Source organism: Microtetraspora sp. NBRC 16547 (assembly GCF_030268965.1).
Taxonomy (GTDB): domain Bacteria; phylum Actinomycetota; class Actinomycetes; order Streptosporangiales; family Streptosporangiaceae; genus Microtetraspora.
The window spans coordinates 40744-57720 of record NZ_BSSE01000018.1 but is presented as its reverse complement, the minus strand read 5'-3'; the positions used below and the strand labels follow the sequence as shown (position 1 = coordinate 57720).

The following is a 16977-nucleotide window of genomic DNA, read 5'->3' as shown; positions in this document are numbered from 1 at the left end:
CCTTACCCGTGCGTCGTTGTTCACCTAAGTGTCAACATCTCGTGGCATGGCGTACTTATGAAGGGGACAGTATCTTGTCATTTTGTGTCGTGTCAGGAGTGATTTGAGTCACCTTTGATCACTCGGCGTGAAAAGGGGACTGTCGTGTCCGGTTTTCGGTTTGACCCCGACAACGTCCAGGCAGAAGACCTCGATCGTGTGAGCCGGGAAGCGGAACAGATGATGCGGCGCCTCTCCGAGGTCGAGGGCGAACTCGGTGGGGTGCGCGGCACAGGAACGAGCGCGGACGGCATGATCGCCGTCGTCGCCGACGGCAGCGGCCGGGTGGAGAAGATCGAGCTCAACCCCCGCGTGATGCGGCTGGAGAGCCACGTCCTGGCGGAGGAGCTGATGAAGACCATCCGCGAGGCGCAGGACGACGGGGCGCGCAGGACGCGCGAACTGCTGGGTGACGCGCTCGGAGGCATGGAGATCCCCGACGGGGGATTCGACTCCGCCCGGGTGGAGAAGCGGTTGACGGAGTCCTACGAATCATTCGCCCGTGCGATCGAGATGCGGGTGGCGGATCTGGGCACCGACCGCTGAGAACCGGTGATCGCGCCGGTTCCCGGCGGACCGCCCTCTCCCCTGTGAGACGGCGCGAGCTGCTCGGCTGCCATCCGCCGCCCGAAGTCGGACCGCCCGGCCGATCACCCACGTGGGGATCGGCCGGGCGGGATTCGTCGCCGGTGGCCGACGTCAGTCGCGCACGGTGACCGTCAGCGTCTCCTCAGCGGGAGCCCGGCCCGGTACGCCGATCGAGAGCGTGCCGGTGAACGTCCCCGGATCGCTGAACGCGCGGCCGGACACCACGGTGAAGGCGTCGTTGATCCGCATCTCGGGGATGCTCGCCTCACGAGTGGTCGTCGGCGTGAGCCGCTCGGTCACGCCGTCGCTCCAGGTGACGGTCGCGGTGAGCGCGGTGGAGGCGAGTCCGGGTGCGGTGACCGTCCAGGTGGCGCGGGACGGGGCACCGATCTGCGCGGTCGTCGGCGTGCCGAGCGCCGCCATCCGCCAGGGGACGTCGGCGGTGGGGAAGAAGTTCGTCCCCTGGACCGTCAGCCGCCCTCCCATCGCGGACAGCCGGGTGGTGAAGTCGGCGTAACTCCGCTGGGTCTGCGGCGTCCAGCCCGCCTCGGCGGTGGCGATCAGCCTCGGGTAGGCGTAGTACTGCGCCTGGCCGACGTGCCGGATGAACTCGCCCCACAGGGCCGACTCGACGCCCAGCACGCTGGATTCACTGATGTTGGGGATGAACGTGCCCGGATCCCAGTTGTAGTGCCGGTCCAGCCCGCACACGCCACCGCACGCCCAGGTGCCGCCCTGGGGCTGGCGCGAGTCCTGCTTCTGCGGCACGTACGTGTTGGCGGCCGGGGAGAGGATCACCTTGGCGCCGCGGGTGTTCACCGCGTTGGCCACGGCGTTCCGGTCCCCGTTCCAGAACTGGACGACGGCGCCATCCTTCGGGAGCGCGGTCTGGGCGTACTCGTTCCAGCCGACGACGGTCTTGCCGAGCGACGCGACGGTCTCCGTGAAGGCCTCGACCATCTTCGTGTAGTCGGCGCGGCTCGTGACGTGCGCCTCGTCACCGCCGATGTGCAGGTACGGCCCCGGCGTCATCTCGGCGATCTCGGTGAGGACGGTCCGTACGAACTCGTAGGTGGCGTCGCTGTTCGCGTCGAAGGAGGAGTAGCCGACGTTGCCGGTGCCGTTGGACGGCACGGTCGGCTGCCCCGGCTGCGGCCGCGGCCGGGCGCCCGCGGTGTTGAGCTGCGGGATCGCATGCAGCGCGGCATTGGTGTGGCCGGGCATGTCGACCTCGGGGACCACCATCATGCCGCGCTCTCCGGCGTAGCGGATGATCTCGGCGTAGTCGGCCTTGGTGTAGAACCCGGTGACGCCGAGCTCGGTGCCCATCTGCTGGCCGCTGTCGTTGTACGTCATCGCGGTGCCGCCGCTGACGCGGGTGAGCAGGCCGTAGTCGATGCCCGACGGGTTGTCCTCCGGCGTGTCGATCGCGATGCGCCAGCCCTGGTCGTCGGCCAGGTGCAGATGCAGCCGGTTGATCTTGAACTGCGCCGCCGCGTCGATGTAGGTCTTGATCTCGTCCATCGGATAGAAGCTGCGGGCGACGTCGAGCATCATGCCCCGGTACGCGAAGCGGGGGTAGTCGCTGATCGTCACCTGCGGCACCGTCCACGTGGTGGACACGGCGGTGCGGGACTCCACCCACTGCGGGAAGAGCTGGCGCAGCGTCTGCACGCCGTTCAGCGCGCCGTTGGGCGTGTCGGCGCCGATCCGGACGCGGTCGGCCTCGACGGTCAGCGTGTAGCCCTCGTCCGCGTGGCCGGCGGGCGCCTTGCCCGCGCCGACCTCGATGACGATCGGCGCCGGACCCCATCCCCGGCCGACCACGTTCAGGCGGTATCCGGTCGACGGGCGCAGGATCCCGGCCAGGTAGCGCGCCGGACCGTCGGCGCCCTCGCCGATCGCGACGATGCGGGTGTTCTTGTGCAGCGTGAACGGCGTGCCGTCGCGTGTCTCCTCCGACACCGGCCGGGGGACCAGGCCGAGGGTCGGCGCCGGCGGCGCGGGCGGACGGTCCCAGATCTCGAACTCGGAGATCGAGTACCCGTACGAACCCCACCGCTTGTACCCCTGCATCCGGACGTAGGACACCGGTGTCGACGACTTCACGTCGATGATGTCCGTACGGGAGCAGGTGTCGCGCTGGAGCCGGGTGACGTCGGTCCAGGTGACGCCGTCCGTGGAGGTCTGCAGGGCGAAGTCGCGGGCGCAGGCGTTCGGCCAGGTGAGCGTCACGTGGTCGACTGTGGCGGGCTGGGCGAGCCGGACCTGCACCCAGTTGTCGTCCTGGTACTTCGACGACCAGCGTGTGTTGATGTCGCCGTCGTTGACGTGCGCGGCGACGAAGTCCTGGCGGTCCAACTCGACGCTCGACGCGGTGGCGATGCCCGCGCGGGCGAGGTTGACCGGAGCCGGTGGCGACGCGGAGGTCGCCGCCGGAAGGCTGATCGAGGGGGACACCCGTGCCGTCGCGACGCCCGGTTGCACCAGCAGTGCGGCGGCGAGCGCGGCGGACAGGACGGCCGCGACCGAGCGGCTCCTCGATCGGGTGGAAGAACGGTGGGGGGATGCGGACATGGGGCTCCTTCGCGACGCCCGGGCCGTCGCCGGCACGCGCGCCGAGGTGACGCCCGGCACGCCGGTGACGGGTGATAACGCCAGAGTTTGGGCGTCGCGGACGCTTTACGTCAAGAGCCTGAACATAAATCGGCCGCTGCCGACGCGACCGCTCCATCCGACGCCGGAGCCGGTACGGCCTGGTCATCGAGGTCGTGGATCGAGGCGTACTCGTTGAGCGCGATCAGCGCCGCGCCGACGGCGGCCGCGCCCTGGGCGACCCGCGCGGTGCGCAGATCGAGCCGCCGGTCGCGGGTGGACAGCCGTCGCCGCGCCAGCGACGCCCGGACCGGGCCGAGCAGATGCTCCCCCAGCTCGGCCAGCTCGCCCCCGATGACCACCTCGCGGGGATCGAGCAGGGTCACCACCATGCTCAGCGCCCGGCAAAGCAGCTCGGCGCTCCGGTCCACCACCTCGCGTACGGGCCGGTCGCCGCGGTCCAGCGCCGCGACCAGACCGGCGATGTCGGCCACCTCCGGCGCGACCTCCCCGGCGCGCCTGAGGACCGCGTCCACCGAGAGGTACCGCTCCAGGCATCCGCGGCCGCCGCACCAGCAGGGCGGCCCTTCGGGTTCCACGCTGACGTGGCCGAGCTCGCCCGCCGTGCCCGACGCGCCGCGCGCGGGTGTGCCGTTGACGAGCACGCCGCTGCCGACGCCGTGGGACAGGGCGACATAGACCAGGTCAGCGCAGGCGGGCGCCTGGGTGGCGTGCCGTTCCGCGACCGCGGCGAGCCGGATGTTGTGGTCCCAGACCACCGGGGCGCCGAGCGCGCCGTACAGGCGGCCCACCAACCCCGCGACGACCGGATCGCTGTCCGGCCCCGCGACGCTTGAACCGTCGGCCGACTCCGCGAGGACCGGATCGCCGTCCGGCTCTTCGCCGACCGGACCACCGGACGGTTCCGCGCCGGCTCGCGGATCGGGGTGGTGTCCCCAGAGCCCGAGCCCGGCGCCCCTCAGCCCGTCGATCACCAGCCCGCCCTCGCTGGTGACCCGGTCGAGGAGCGCGAGGGCGGCGTCCATCCTGGCGGGTAGCCCGTCGCCGCCCGCGACCGGCTCGGTGGCGTGCGCGAGCACCGTACGCGCGATGTCGACCACGGCGACGCTGACGTGACCGCGGCCCAGCTCGACCCCGACCGCGGACGCGGCCCGTGGGTTGAGCCGTACGAGTGTCGTCGGCCGCCCCCGGCCGGACGCCGGTCGCTGGGCGTCGTCGACGACCGCGCGCCGCCGAACGAGGTCGGCGACGATGGCCGACATGGTGGTCCGCGAGAGCGCGGTGGCGATCTCCAGCTCCCTGCGCGAGCAGGGGCCGCGCTCCGCCAGCGTGGTCAGGACGCGCAGTTCGTGCTGTCGACGCAGGTTGCGCAGCACGCCGTCATTGCTCACCGGTGCTCACCGGTCTCGTCCCCGCACGTCCAGCCCGCTTTCGACACCGCCCCTCCGCCGTGCCGACCGCGTCATCCCGGTCGTCTGTCGTGGAGCCGGGGGAGCGGGCGAGCCACGCCGATACTTCCGGCGAGACTAACCGCCGGTCTCATCCCGCCGCAACGTCGTCGATGGTCTCCCGGTGACGATTCGGCCGACGTCCTTGACTCGTGGTGACCGGCGGTCACGAAGCCGGACAGTGGGCCACACGACCGGCTCGCGACGGCCTGAGCACGGGTGCGAACCCCGCCCTTCCGCGACAGCCGCGACTTCGCGGGCAGTCTTAGACGGTTTCAGTGGCGAATCCGTGCCGCAAAACAAATGTGATTCACCTCACATCCTGAACGTTCTCTGGCAGCTCGCCGAAGGGTCGGTCCAGGTGGCCGGAAATCGACGGTGACCTGTGGGTGCGCCGTCGTCCAGTGCCGGAATCGGCCGTGATCACGAAACGATAACGTGCCTTTACCTGGGAAAACGCTGTGGACCGCGACCCTTACGAACCATCGATGCGGCTAGTACGGTCTGGGCCTGTCCTTAACTGACGGATGGGGCGTAGATGACGTCCCACGACAGCCCAAGGAGATATCCCCCCTTGAAGCGCACCCTCGCCATCGGCGGAACCCTCGCAACCGCCGCCGGCCTCCTCGCGACCGCCCTGGTCTCCACCCCGGCCCAGGCGGCCGACTACAAGGTCAAGGAGACCCTCGCCGGGACCTCGAACGCGGCACAGCAGGTCGCGTTCTTCTGGACGGCGCAGTCGCTGGAGGAAGCGACGCCGTACAACGTGGACCCGGTGGTCACGGCCAAGCACGTCTCCGGCGGCGGCCCGGCGGCCAGCACCAAGCCCGGCACGGTCCCCGCCATCGGCGACGAGAAGAAGACGACCTCGAAGTCGAAGAACGTCAACCTGCCGAAGACCACCGGCAAGGTGTTCTTCCTCGGTGCCGACGGCAACCCGCACTGGTGCTCCGGCACCTCTGTGCAGGCGAACTACCGCAACCTGGTCGCCACGGCCGGGCACTGCGCGTACGACACGAAGAGCAGCAAGGCCACCCTCGACAAGTGGGTCTTCGTCCCCGGTTACTACAAGGGCAAGGCGCCCTTCGGCATCTACGTGGGCAAGCAGGCCTTCACGCACTACGACTTCGACGTCTATGAGGACGGCGACCGCGACTACGCGTTCGTCACCGTCTACAACGGCATCAGCATCGCCGGTGACAAGGAAGTCGACAAGAAGACCTACGACGCCTACACCGGCGACAAGCAGATCCTCTCCGAGGAGGTCAGCGCCGCCGAGTTCGCCGAGAAGTACACCGAGGGCGGGCCGTACTGGAAGCAGGTCGCCGGGAGCGACGCGGTCGAGGTCGACCCTCCGGCGGACGGCTATGCCAAGCACGAGGAGTACTACACCAAGGGCATCAACGGCATCAGGCTGACCGCCGTTGAGGTCAAGGCCGCCGACTACAAGGCCGCCCCGAACGGCACCGAAGCCATGAAGAACGGCGAGAAGTGCCCGTCCTGGTGCGGTAACAGCAGCGACCAGTGGACCCGCATCTCGATGCGCGAGTACCACCAGCTGAGCAAGGACAAGAAGGCCGGCAAGTTCCTCGGCGACCTCCAGGTCAAGCGCGGCAAGCGGTTCGTCGAGGCGTACAAGAAGCAGTACTTCGTGAAGAAGTGGGTCAAGGACGTCCAGGAGAAGTACTACAAGGACCGCTACATCATCCGGGCCGTGAGCGACGCCGGTCGCCTGGGAGACAAGGTCGGCGGTCAGGGCCTGGCCTACAACCAGAAGCTCGGCAAGAACATCTTCCTGTTCGGCTACCCGAGCGGCTCCCACCCGGACGGCACGCGTCCCTTCACCGGGCAGACCCAGAAGTGGAGCTACGGCAAGACCTTCGCCGCGTCCGCGGCTTCCATGAAGGCCGAGGAGCTGCAGGGCGTCAAGTCGTCCTTCACCGGTGAGGGCTCCATGGGGTCGGCGTGGCTGCTCAACTACAGCAACGCCCGCCGCCTCGGCTACCTGAACGGCGTCACCATCGCCATCGCGGACCGTGACGGCAACAACCGCATCGACACCAGCCTGTCGCCCTACTTCGACGGTGAGACGTACGGCGTGTACAAGCAGGCGGCGAACGTCTGGTCCGGATCCATCCTTTAACCGGACCAGCGACTGAGGGATCGAGAGGTCAGGGCCTCTCTGGGGAACCCCCTTGGTCGGGGCCTGGCGGTCACCGCCGGGCCCCGCTTCCTTTTCTCCCGTTCTCCCGGCCCGCGACCACGCCCGCGAGAAAACGCCGGTCCTGATTTGAGCCGCTCGGCGATCCGATACGTCCAAGGAGTATGGGAATTTGGCGTATCGCGCTTCTGGCGGCACTCGTTCTGTTCCTGGGCGCGACCATGACGTCGCCGGCGCAGGCGGTGACCGCGCAGAAGAAGGTGCTGGTGCAGCTCCGTGAGCAGGGCGGCTTCGCGGGCATCGACGACCGCGTGACCGTGTACACCGACGGATGCGTCCGGCTGAGCCGCCGTACGGGGCCGGCCGTTGACGCGTGCCTCACCAGCGGCGAGATCCGCGGACTGCGCCGCGACCTCAAGCAGCTGCGCCTGGGCAGCTCCGAGACGCAGCCGCCGGGAGCCGACTTCATCCAGTACACGCTCTCCTACCAGGGCCACCGGACCGCCCGCTACACGCTGCCGAGCACCTGGAGCCCGGTGGTGCGGCGGCTGGAGAAGATCCTCCAGAAGTACTGGGCGCCCGCCTGACCGTTCGAAGCGCTCAAGCCGGAGAGCCCGTCACATGTCCGGCAGCCGTTCCCGGCCGAAGTGCGCCACCCCGATGCCTCATATCCGTCGCCATCGGGTGATGCAACGAAACCGGGCGATCGGACGTCCTTGGGTTCGTGGACGACACTTTCGACGAATTCGTCCGGGCACGAAGCGATGCGCTGTTCCGCTACGGCGTCGTGCTGACGGGCAACGCGGACGACGCGGCCGACCTCGTTCAGGAGGCGCTGCTGCGGCTCGGCGACGCCTGGACGCGCGTCATCCGCAAGGACGACCCCGAAGGCTACGTCCGTACGGTCATGGCCCGGCAACACATCAGCTGGTGGCGGCGCAGGCGCCGAGAACGCCTGGTCGCGGTCACCCCCGAGCACGGCTACACCGACGTGCGGCTCGACGGCGACGCGGGGCTGTGGGCGGAGGTCGGCGGGCTGCCGCCGAAACAGCGGGCCGTGCTCGTGCTGCGCTACTACGAGGACCTTCCGGACGCCGAGATCGCCAGAATCCTCGGCATCTCATCGGGGACCGTACGCAGCCAGGCATCCCGCGCCCTCGACAAGCTGCGGATCCAGCGTCGCGCGATCCTGATGGAGGAAGTATGAGAACCGAACAGGACCTCATCGAAGCGCTCAGGAACGCCGCGAGCGGCGCGCCCGCACCGGTCGATCTCGATCGGCTCCTCGCGGTCCGTCGCAGGCGCAGGACCCGTCGCCGCTACCAGTCGGCCCTGGCCGCCGCCGGGGTCGTGGCCGTCGCCCTGGGAGGAACGGCCGTCGTCCGCGGTGGAGACCGTACGGACGAGGTCAGGCCGATGGCCTCGGCCGTTCCCAGCGCGGCCGATCCGAGCCCGGCCGACAGGCCCACCTTGCCGAAGGAGCGGGCGCGACCGGCCCGTGAGGTGTGGCCCGAGGCGGTCTCGACGTTCCCCAAGAAGGCAGCGGACGGCTTCAAATATCGGCCGGTCACCGCGCTCAGCCCCACGGAGATCCTGCTCACCGCGGAGGCGTCGTTCGAGAAGGCCGGTCGGCTTGAGGTCTATGACACCAGGACGGGCGAGGCCCGGGTGCTCGCCACGATGACCCCCGGCGGGAAGGGCTACTACGTGCAGAACGTCGAGCCGGGCCGCGACTACATCGCCTGGTACGGCACCACCCCGAACGACGACCGGAAGTGGGCGGACTTCTGGGTCGTCCCCCGACAGGGCGGCGAGCCGATCCGGGTCGGCGAGGTGACCGGGGACCTGGCCCTGGTGGACCGCATCGGGGTCACCGGCGATCACATCGTCTGGTCGCCCAAGTCCGGTGGGGTGTACCGCATGCCGATCAGCGGGGGCCCGCCTGAGAAGGTCGCGGGAACGGACGGACTGTGGCTTGCCTCCTGGCCGTGGGCGCGTGACGTACTGGGCGACGCCGGCCCCGACGAGGAGCAGCGGAACAGGAACCAGACCCTGCTGGTCGATCTGGAGACCGGCGCCCGGCGATCGATCACCGCCCCTTCCGGCGTGACGGGCCTGCGCTGCGCCACCGAGTGGTGCGTCGGCAATTCCGACGGATCCGACGGAAACGTCTTCGCCATGCGGCCCGACGGCACGGAGGGAAAGCAGCTGCCCGGGCGCGCCTACATGCCGGAGATCCACGGTGGCCACTTCGTCCAGCTGCGCGAGAGGCATCACGCGCTCTATGACCTGAACACCGGGAAGGTCGCCGGGGTCAGCGCGATCACCAAGGACGGGGCCGGTGGCTCGTACGGGCGCGGCGTCTCGTCGTCGCCCACCCTGGTCTTCTACTGGAACGCGGGCGAGATCAAGGCCAAGCGGACCTGCGTCCCGATGAGAGAAGAGGATCGGAAGACGATGGCGTCGGCGGGGGCGACTCCGTCCCCGGGCGCCACGACATGCATGACCGAGTTTATCGATCTGGGTGACAAATACGACGTCCTCAACCTGGCCGCCGTCCCGGACGCCGGCTGACGCAGGCTGACACAGTCCGGCGCGGTGACCGCGGTCACCGCGCCGGCCAGGCGCGTTCAGCCGGGAACGCGATGGGCGGCGAGATGGGCGAGGACGGCGTGGTTGGCCTCCCAGCCGTCGGGGAACTTGACCGGCACGTTGAGTCGCACCCGCCCGGTGCTGGGGTGGGCGTCGAGGAGCTCGGGGATCCCGGCGCGGGCGACGACGACACAGGCGTGGCGGTGGCGCGACGTCAGCACGCACAGGCGGCCGGATTCGAGGTGGAACGCGGTCGCGTCGCGCCGTCCCGACAGCGGGTGGAGCACGATGGTCACGTCGTACTCGCGGCCCTGGAGCCGGTTGGCGGTGTCCACGGTCACGCCCGGGGGGACGCCCGCGGCGCGAATGGCGGCCACCTGGTCGTTGTGCGCCGCCCCGATGGCGATCCGCGTGGCGTCGACCACGTGGGAGCCGTGCTCGTCGTGGGCGACCGGGCCGCGCCGCAGCAACCGGGTGGCCAGCGCCGCGCATGCCTGTACGGCGTCGGCGTCGGTCCGGATGGTGTGGCGGCTGGGCAGCTCGTGCAGCGCCCATCCCGTCGCGGCGGCCTCGTCCAGCGTGCCGTCCCAGGAGGCGGGGAATCCGGCGGCGGTGAACTCCAGGGAGCGGTCCCCGTGCGCCGTGCCGGACCGGAACGGGGTGAACGGATAGAACGCCTCCGAGATGAGCGGGGCGGCCGAGGCCGGAAGCCGCCAGGAGACCGGCAGCCGGTGTACGGGAAGGTCGTTGAGGCGGGCGCTGACGGCCACGGCGCTCTGCATCGGATCCCAGGCCAGGCCCGCCCAGCGCTCGGTGTCGACGACGGAGAACGGATCGAGCTGGCCGGGGTCGCCGACGAACAATGCCTGCTCGAACAGCGCGGCGATGGCCAGCAGCTTGTCCGAGCGCATCTGGTAGGCCTCGTCGATGATCGCCCACTTCCAGGTGTGGCCGGACACGTAGGCCCACTTGTCCGCGGTGGCGAGGACCACCGCGCAGGAGGCCACGTCGTCGATCTTCTTGGACGCGGTGACGCCGGGATGCCGGACCACCCGCTCGGGGACCTGGAAGCCGTCCTTGTGGAGGCGGCCGACCGTGAGCGCGGGATTCCGCATGGCGATCTTGTCGGCCAGGTCGTCGACCTGCTCGTTCGTCTGGGCGACGATCATCAGGCGTTCCCCGGCCCCGGCCAGCTCAAGCGTGCTGGTCACGACGAGCGTGGACTTGCCCGCTCCGGGCGGGGAGTCCACGATGACGCCCCGGTGGCCGCCGCCGGCGAAGTCGGCCAGGATCGCGGCGGTGGCCCGGCCGGCGGCCTCGGCCGCACTGCCGAAGCCGCCAGTGCCGCCGGCTGAGTCGGCCGAGTCTGCGGTCTCGGCTGTGCCGCCGGTCGGAAAGCGGGTCGAGTGGGGAGTCGAGTAGGGGGTCGAGTGGGGAACGGTCATGACCAGGCCTCCACCGCGTCCTCGTCGGTCGGCACGTACGCGGCGGGCGGGCCGCCATGGGTCCACGGCGTCTCCTCACCGGTCGGGAAACCGGGCCGGATCCGCCCGCCGAGGTCGAGCTCGGTGAAGCAGACCGCGTCACCGGGGGTGGGTACGCCCGCGCCCTTGGCGAGCTGGTCGTTGAGCTGGACGACGATGAGATCGCCGTCGATCTCCACGATCTCCCCGGACTGCCTGCGCCGGTGCACCGAGAAGACCCTCTTGCCCGGCGTGAGCCGTACCGGGTCGCTGGTGCGGACGGTGACCAGCGGTCGCGGCACCGGCTTCTTCCCTCCGGGCAGCAGGATCTTCCGGTCCGCGTCCACATGGACCGCCTCGCCGGTGAACGCCTTGCCGGCCGCGCGGTGTTCGGTCATGACCAGGGGGTCGTCGTAGGCGCGCTGCGCGTCGTAGGACTGTTGTGCCCCCTCCATGTCCCACAGCCGGATCGCGGCGGGCCCCGCCTGGTCGCGGCGCCCCCGGGGCGGCCCGCCCTCGGCGAGCCGGGTGACCTCGCGGGTGTACTGGTCCCTGTCGATGGCCCACCGTTCGGCGACGCTCGCCGCCTCCGGAAGAGCGCGCATCAGGTCCACGGCCTCCCACATGAGCCGCCAGGTCGGCTCCAGTTGGGTGCGCAGGGCCTGGCGGACCAGGGCGGGCGAGCCGGAGGCGTCGTACGCCCGGATCGCGGGCTGCAGGACCTGGGCGTCGAAACCGGGATCGGTGTCGGGGCCCGCCGGGGGCCGGTCGATCGGGTTCTCGGCCGCGGCCGCCGCCTCCTGGCCGGTGAGACCGGGCGGCGGGGAGATCCAGGCCAGCAGCGTGGCGAGGTTGGCGTCCTCCATCGGGCTCTGCCCGGTCGCCCAGTGCAGGGACAGCGCGTCGGTCATGGCGAGCAACGCCGACGATCCGGCTAACTCGCCGCGTTCGTACAGGAAGGTCAGCCACTGGCCGAGGACGGGCACGGAGGGATCGACCGGGTAGGGGCCGTCGGACCGGCGGAACCTGGTGGAGCGGCCGAGCAGCCGGACGAACTCGACCCCGCGCCGCCCGGGCACGATGACCTGCGGCGCGTCGAGGTAGCGCTCGCGCTCGTTCCTGCCGCTGACCGTCTCCTTCGCGGTGGCGAAGCCCTCGATGTACGGGAGCATGATCTGGGCGAGCTCCGACATGAAGGCGAACCGCAGATCCCGGTTGCGCGGCTGCGGCACGACCAGCAGGTGGGGCTCGGCCGGATCGGTGCCGACCATCGCGCCCAGCGGCGCGGCGGCCTCTCCCGCGAGCTTGAGCGGGATGAACACCATGGGTGTGGCCGACAGGTGCAGGTGCGTACGGTCGCGATCGGCTGGGCGCGTCCCTCGTGCGCGGCCAGCGCGCGGGCGTAGGAGGTCACGATGCTCATGCGACCGCCTCCGCCCCCGCCGACGCGTGTTCGCGGTAGACGGCGCGGACGTAGCGGAGCTGGTCGGCGATCTCGGCCTGCTCTGGCGACGTGAGGCGGTCGCCGGCGGTGAGGTCGAGTACCGCGTCGATCGACTCCAGGCCGCCGAGCTCGTCGCGCGTGGCGCGGCCGAGGACGTCCACCGAGCCGCAGACGCGGGCGTCGGCCCGGCAGAAGTACGCCATCTCGCAGGCGGACAGGCATTCGGGCGCGTAACGGGCCTCGACCGTGCGGATCGCCCGGGCCAGCTCAGCGGGCGACTGCTCCAGGCTGAAGGTGAGCTCCGGCGGGAGGTGGTCGAGGATCCGGTCGATCCTGGTGAGCCGCGAAAGCTGCCGGTTCAACGAGGCGAGCTGCTGGCGCACGTCGAGCAGGGTCGCGGTCGGGTGGTTGGCGAAGTCCTTGGGACAGACCAGCACGACCTCGTGGGACACCCGGTCGGGATCGATGCCCTCGGCCCGGAACAGCGCCTTCAGCGCGTACACATAGACCGCGGAGAGCCGGGAGGCGGCGGCGACCTGCCCGGAGTCGGCGGTCCCGTCGATGACCGCGAACGACTTGATCTCCACGATGTGGAAGCGGCCCCTGATCTGGAAGGCGATGACGGACGGCTCCAGGTAGACCTCGTGGCCCGCGACCGGAAGCTTGAGCAGCGGGTGGTCGAAGAGCGTGCCGCTCCTCTCGCCGTCCTCGGCGGCCCGCCGCAGCTCGGCCAGGGTACGGGTGTGCCGCAGCTGGTGGGCGGTGTTGCCGCCGACGTCCGCGATGTCGGTGTAGGCCACCTCGGGGACCGACAGGCCGAGCGTTTCACGCAGCAGCCGTACCAGGTGCGCGCAGCCGTCGGCCTTCACCAGCTCCTCGAACGCCCGGGCCCGGTCCAGGGCGAACGGGGACTGCCCGAAGGGGGCGGGGTGGCCGAGGTGGACGGCGATGCTCTGCTTGTGGATCCCGGCCGCGTCCAGCACGGCCCGCCGGTCGCACCCGGGGTTGCCGGCGAGGGCCGCGATGGTGCGGGCGTTGTGATCGACGGGCGCGACGCCGCCTCGCAGGGCGTCGAGCCGGTGGTTGGGGCTGTTCACTCGGTCCTCGTGGGTCGTGGGATCGGTGGTCGGGAAGCGCTCACTTCGCAGTGGTCGCTCCGGACCGGTCGCTTGCGGTAGTCGGTTCGGACTGGCCGGTTCGGAGTGGCTGGTTCGGGATGGTCGGTTCGGGATGGGTTCCTCTGGATCGGTCTGGATCGGGTTCAGGAGGCGGCGTTTCATGAGGCGGACGCGGACCTGAGCCCGGCCCCGAAGAGGCGGGTGACCTCGTCCAACCGCGTGGTGGCGCGTTCCGCTGCCGCATGCCGATCCCGCCGGTCGTTCTCCTGATGGACGACCAGCTCGGCGTTGGCCGCGCCGACCACCCGGGCGGGATCGGCCCGCCCGAAGCCCTCGACCGCGCCGGGGATGTTCCGCGCCATCCTCGTCAGCAGCCGGTACGCCCCGGAAGAGGCGGATCCACCCGCGCCGGTGAGTCTGGTCATATGCTCCGCGACGCGGATCGCGGAGGTGAGGAAGTCCGTGCGCGGGCTGAGCGGGCCGATGATCCGCACGGCCACCGGCCAGGTGCTGATCGCGAGCAGGCCGCGCGCCGGGGACAGCAGCTCCGCGGTGAGCGCGGCGCACAGATAGTACGGCCGGGCATAGGGCGAGGAGCGGAACGACCTCTCCTCGTCCCGCCGCAGGCTGGTCAGCTGTGTGGCGGCGACCCGGCCGGCGAAGAACGCATCGTTGACGGCGACGATCACCCTGCTCGCGGAGGGTGCGCCGAGCAGGGTCAGCGCCTGGTGGACCTGTTCGCGGATCGGCAGCAGCGGCGGCGCGTCGTCCGGCTCGGAGCCGCGATCCAGCGCGTCGTCCCAGGCGCGCTCGGCCGTGCGCAGTTCGGCTCGCAGCCGCCGGACCTTCGCGTCGTCGTCGCCGCCGGCCTTCGCGAGCCGTATCTCTCCGCGTAGTTCGGTGATGCGTGCTTCCAGCGCATCCAGTTCCACGGTCGGGGAGCGTAGCAGCGGCCCCAGTCAAAACCTGGGTATTCCGCTCGCTTCCAAGGAGACGCCTCAGGCGGATTTCTCGTGGCCCTGCTGCCTGCGGCCGGGGCGCTCGCGCGGTACGAGGGTCGGGTTGACGTTGTCGAGCACGGTCTCCCGGTCAATCACGACGCGGGCCACGTCGTCCCGGCCGGGCACCTCGTACATCGCGTTGAGCAGGACCTCTTCCAGGATCGCGCGGGTTCCCCGGGCGCCGGTGCGTCGCAGCAGTGCCTGGTCGGCGATCGCGCCGACGGCGTCGGCGGTGAATTCCAGCTCGACGCCGTCGAGCTCGAAGAGCCGCTGGTACTGCTTGAGCAGCGCGTTGCGCGGCTCGGTGAGGATCCGGGTCAACATGGTCCGGTCCAGCGGGTGGAAGGTGGACACCACCGGGAGCCGGCCGACGATCTCCGGGATCAGCCCGAACTTCAGCAGGTCCTGGGGTGTGACCTCGGCGAAGGCATCCGTCCTCTCCCGATCGTGCGCGGTGCGGAGCGCGGCGCCGAACCCGGCGGCCCCGCGACCGACCCGTTGCTCGATGATCTGCTCTAGGCCGATGAAGGCGCCGCCGACGATGAACAGCACGTCGCTCGTGTCGATCTGGAGGAACTCCTGGTGGGGGTGCTTGCGCCCGCCCTGCGGCGGCACGCTCGCGACGGTGCCCTCGAGGATCTTCAGCAGCGCCTGCTGGACGCCCTCGCCGGAGACGTCGCGGGTGGTCGACGGGTTCTCGCCCCTGCGGGCGATCTTGTCGATCTCGTCGATGTAGATGATGCCCGTCTCGGCCTTCTTGACGTCGTAGTCGGCCGCCTGGAGCAGCTTGAGCAGGATGTTCTCGACGTCCTCCCCGACGTAGCCGGCCTCGGTGAGCGCGGTGGCGTCGGCGATCGCGAACGGGACGTCCAGCATCCGGGCGAGCCGCTGGACGAGGTAGGTCTTGCCGGAGCCGGTCGGGCCGATCAGCAGGATGTTGGACTTGCCCAGCTCGACCGGTTCCTCCTTCGTGGCGTCGTTCCGTCCGGTCACTGCCAGGACGCGTTTGTAGTGGTTGTAGACCGCCACCGAGAGTGCCTTCTTGGCGTTCTCCTGGCCGATCACGTACTGGTCGAGGAACGCGTGGATCTCCCGCGGTTTCGGCAGGTCGCCCCGTTCCGGGCCGGAGGACTCGGCGTTCTCCTCCTCGATGAGCTCGTTGCAGAGCTGGACGCATTCGTCGCAGATGCACAGGGGGCTCGGTCCCGCGATCAGCCTCCTGACCTGCTTCTGATTTTTTCCGCAAAATGTGCATTTCAGCAGGTCGTCGCCATCACCGATGCGTGCCACTCCGGAACGTCTCCTTTTAAATGACGACAACACATGATCCCATCATCTGGATGGCTACGGTATCTTGCACCGGGAGAAGCGGCAATTCGCCGGGACCAGGAGGACGATGAGGCGGCTCACCAGAGCGGAGACCCAGGAGCGCAACCGCGCCAAGGTGCTGGCCGCCGCCCAGGACGAGTTCACCGAACGCGGCTTCCGCGACGCCAAGATCGACGGCATCGCCGAGCGCGCCGGGCTCACCCGCGGCGCGGTCTACTCCAACTTCCCCGGCAAACGGGCCCTCTACTTCGCCGTCCTGGCCGACCTCGCCGAGCGTTCACCCCGCCCGCCGCGCCCCGAGTCCGTCCGCACCGCCCGCGACGCACTGGGGGCGTTCGCCCGCGCCTGGGTCACCCGGCTTCCCCTCGCCGCCGACGACCGGCCCGGCGCGGCGCGGCTCGGCATGGACCTGATGCCCGAGATCGCCTCCGACGAGCGGATCCGCCAGCCGTACGCACAGCTGATGAAGCTGGACGCGATCCTCCTCGGGCTGGCCCTGGAGCGGTTGCGCCTGGCCGGCGCGCCGCCCGACCGCCTGGTGCGCGTCGCGGAGGCCGTGCTGACGACCCTGCACGGCGTGAGCCAGATGGCCGCCGCCGCGCCCGGCTTCGTCGAGCCCTTCGACGCCGTCAGTGTCTGCGAACAGTTGGCGGACCTCGACATGGACGGCGGGTGGTCGCCCCCGCACATGCCCTGGATCCCCCCGGCGCGGCCCGCCGACGAGCCGTGGTCCCCGCCGCACGTGCTGGACGCGGTGCGTGGCGAGAGCGCCCGGCTCACCGGCGACGGCGTGGTGGCGATTCTCGGGCTGCACCGGCTCGAAGCCGTGGAGGAGGCGGTGCGGGCCGCGCCGCCCGACGTGGAGGTCACCGCCGTCCTGGTCACCGGCGACCCCGACGAGCTGGGACCGCTGGCGCGGCTGGCCGTCGCCGACCTCTGCACCTGCCTGCGTCAGGCCTTTCCACCAGCGGCCTGGCCGCGTCTGCAGGTGGTGCACGACGCGATGGGCACCCTCGCCGCCGTGGCCGGCGTACCCGCCGTCAGCGACGCGACCGAGACCGCCGTACGCGTCGCGGCGGGCCGGATCGTCGCCCGCGCCGACGGCCGCGGCGCCTGCCACGCCGTCGCCACGGTGGGCGGTCCCGCCGCGAAGAACCGTTAGGGAGTGCACCCGCTAG

Annotated in this window: 13 protein-coding genes; 6 read left to right on the top strand and 7 right to left on the bottom strand. The window is 70.5% G+C overall.

Annotation, left to right across the window (positions count from 1 at the left end; translation table 11 throughout):
- Nucleotides 1-144: 144 nt before the first annotated feature.
- Nucleotides 145-585 (top strand): YbaB/EbfC family nucleoid-associated protein, encoded by a 441-nt coding sequence (locus QSK17_RS23165; RefSeq protein WP_285707222.1) that lies wholly within the window; start codon nucleotides 145-147, stop codon nucleotides 583-585.
- A 153-nt stretch (nucleotides 586-738) separates the two neighbouring features.
- On the opposite strand, the gene QSK17_RS23160 is transcribed toward QSK17_RS23165, so the two are convergent.
- Together QSK17_RS23160 and QSK17_RS23155 are read right to left on the bottom strand one after the other, a co-directional pair.
- On the bottom strand, nucleotides 739-3204 hold the full coding sequence (locus QSK17_RS23160; protein WP_285707221.1) for a family 20 glycosylhydrolase: 2466 nt from the start codon (nucleotides 3202-3204) through the stop codon (nucleotides 739-741).
- 110 nt (nucleotides 3205-3314) lie between these two features.
- Nucleotides 3315-4634 (bottom strand): ROK family transcriptional regulator, encoded by a 1320-nt coding sequence (locus QSK17_RS23155; RefSeq protein ID WP_285707220.1) that lies wholly within the window; start codon nucleotides 4632-4634, stop codon nucleotides 3315-3317.
- Between the two features lie 631 nt (nucleotides 4635-5265).
- On the opposite strand from QSK17_RS23155, the gene QSK17_RS23150 reads away from it, so the two are divergent.
- The 4 genes from QSK17_RS23150 (at nucleotide 5266) to QSK17_RS23135 (ending at nucleotide 9426) form a co-directional block, all read left to right on the top strand.
- The gene (locus QSK17_RS23150) at nucleotides 5266-6834 is read left to right on the top strand and encodes a trypsin-like serine peptidase (protein WP_285707219.1); all 1569 of its coding nucleotides are present in this window, start codon (nucleotides 5266-5268) and stop codon (nucleotides 6832-6834) included.
- Nucleotides 6835-7016: 182 nt separating this feature from the next.
- A complete protein-coding gene (locus QSK17_RS23145; protein ID WP_285707218.1) occupies nucleotides 7017-7439 on the top strand; it encodes a hypothetical protein in 423 nt (140 codons plus the stop codon).
- 137 nt (nucleotides 7440-7576) lie between these two features.
- A complete protein-coding gene (locus QSK17_RS23140) occupies nucleotides 7577-8059 on the top strand; it encodes a SigE family RNA polymerase sigma factor (RefSeq protein WP_285707217.1) in 483 nt (160 codons plus the stop codon).
- Complete coding sequence (locus QSK17_RS23135) at nucleotides 8056-9426, top strand: hypothetical protein (protein WP_285707216.1); 1371 nt, start codon at nucleotides 8056-8058, stop codon at nucleotides 9424-9426. Before QSK17_RS23140 ends, QSK17_RS23135 begins: the two co-directional genes overlap by 4 nt.
- A gap of 56 nt (nucleotides 9427-9482) precedes the next feature.
- On the opposite strand, the gene QSK17_RS23130 is transcribed toward QSK17_RS23135, so the two are convergent.
- The 5 genes from QSK17_RS23130 to clpX all read right to left on the bottom strand — a co-directional run bounded on the left by QSK17_RS23130 (nucleotide 9483) and on the right by clpX (nucleotide 15760).
- Nucleotides 9483-10889, bottom strand: a complete 1407-nt coding sequence (locus QSK17_RS23130; protein ID WP_285707215.1) for an AAA family ATPase — start codon at nucleotides 10887-10889, stop codon at nucleotides 9483-9485.
- Complete coding sequence (locus QSK17_RS23125) at nucleotides 10886-12232, bottom strand: hypothetical protein (RefSeq protein ID WP_285707214.1); 1347 nt, start codon at nucleotides 12230-12232, stop codon at nucleotides 10886-10888. The genes QSK17_RS23130 and QSK17_RS23125 overlap by 4 nt, the downstream gene beginning before the upstream one ends.
- Before the next feature lie 94 nt (nucleotides 12233-12326).
- Complete coding sequence (locus QSK17_RS23120) at nucleotides 12327-13448, bottom strand: hypothetical protein (RefSeq protein WP_285707213.1); 1122 nt, start codon at nucleotides 13446-13448, stop codon at nucleotides 12327-12329.
- Between the two features lie 179 nt (nucleotides 13449-13627).
- Nucleotides 13628-14401: a hypothetical protein gene (locus QSK17_RS23115; RefSeq protein ID WP_285707212.1), complete on the bottom strand. Its 774-nt coding sequence runs from the start codon at nucleotides 14399-14401 to the stop codon at nucleotides 13628-13630.
- Between the two features lie 66 nt (nucleotides 14402-14467).
- Complete coding sequence (gene clpX / locus QSK17_RS23110) at nucleotides 14468-15760, bottom strand: ATP-dependent Clp protease ATP-binding subunit ClpX (RefSeq protein WP_285707211.1); 1293 nt, start codon at nucleotides 15758-15760, stop codon at nucleotides 14468-14470.
- 106 nt (nucleotides 15761-15866) lie between these two features.
- On the opposite strand from clpX, the gene QSK17_RS23105 reads away from it, so the two are divergent.
- Nucleotides 15867-16961 carry a TetR/AcrR family transcriptional regulator gene (locus QSK17_RS23105; protein ID WP_285707210.1) on the top strand — a complete coding sequence of 365 codons (1095 nt, stop codon included), beginning with the start codon at nucleotides 15867-15869 and terminating at the stop codon, nucleotides 16959-16961.
- Nucleotides 16962-16977: the final 16 nt, after the last annotated feature.

Bases quoted from the DNA above. Each gene is read 5' to 3' on its own strand.
- QSK17_RS23160 (WP_285707221.1), bottom strand. From the start codon at position 3,204: ATGTCCGCATCCCCCCACCGTTCTTCCACCCGATCGAGGAGCCGCTCG.
- QSK17_RS23145 (WP_285707218.1), top strand. From the start codon at position 7,017: ATGGGAATTTGGCGTATCGCGCTTCTGGCGGCACTCGTTCTGTTCCTG.
- QSK17_RS23135 (WP_285707216.1), top strand. From the start codon at position 8,056: ATGAGAACCGAACAGGACCTCATCGAAGCGCTCAGGAACGCCGCGAGC.
- QSK17_RS23130 (WP_285707215.1), bottom strand. From the start codon at position 10,889: ATGACCGTTCCCCACTCGACCCCCTACTCGACTCCCCACTCGACCCGC.
- QSK17_RS23125 (WP_285707214.1), bottom strand. From the start codon at position 12,232: ATGGTGTTCATCCCGCTCAAGCTCGCGGGAGAGGCCGCCGCGCCGCTG.
- QSK17_RS23105 (WP_285707210.1), top strand. From the start codon at position 15,867: ATGAGGCGGCTCACCAGAGCGGAGACCCAGGAGCGCAACCGCGCCAAG.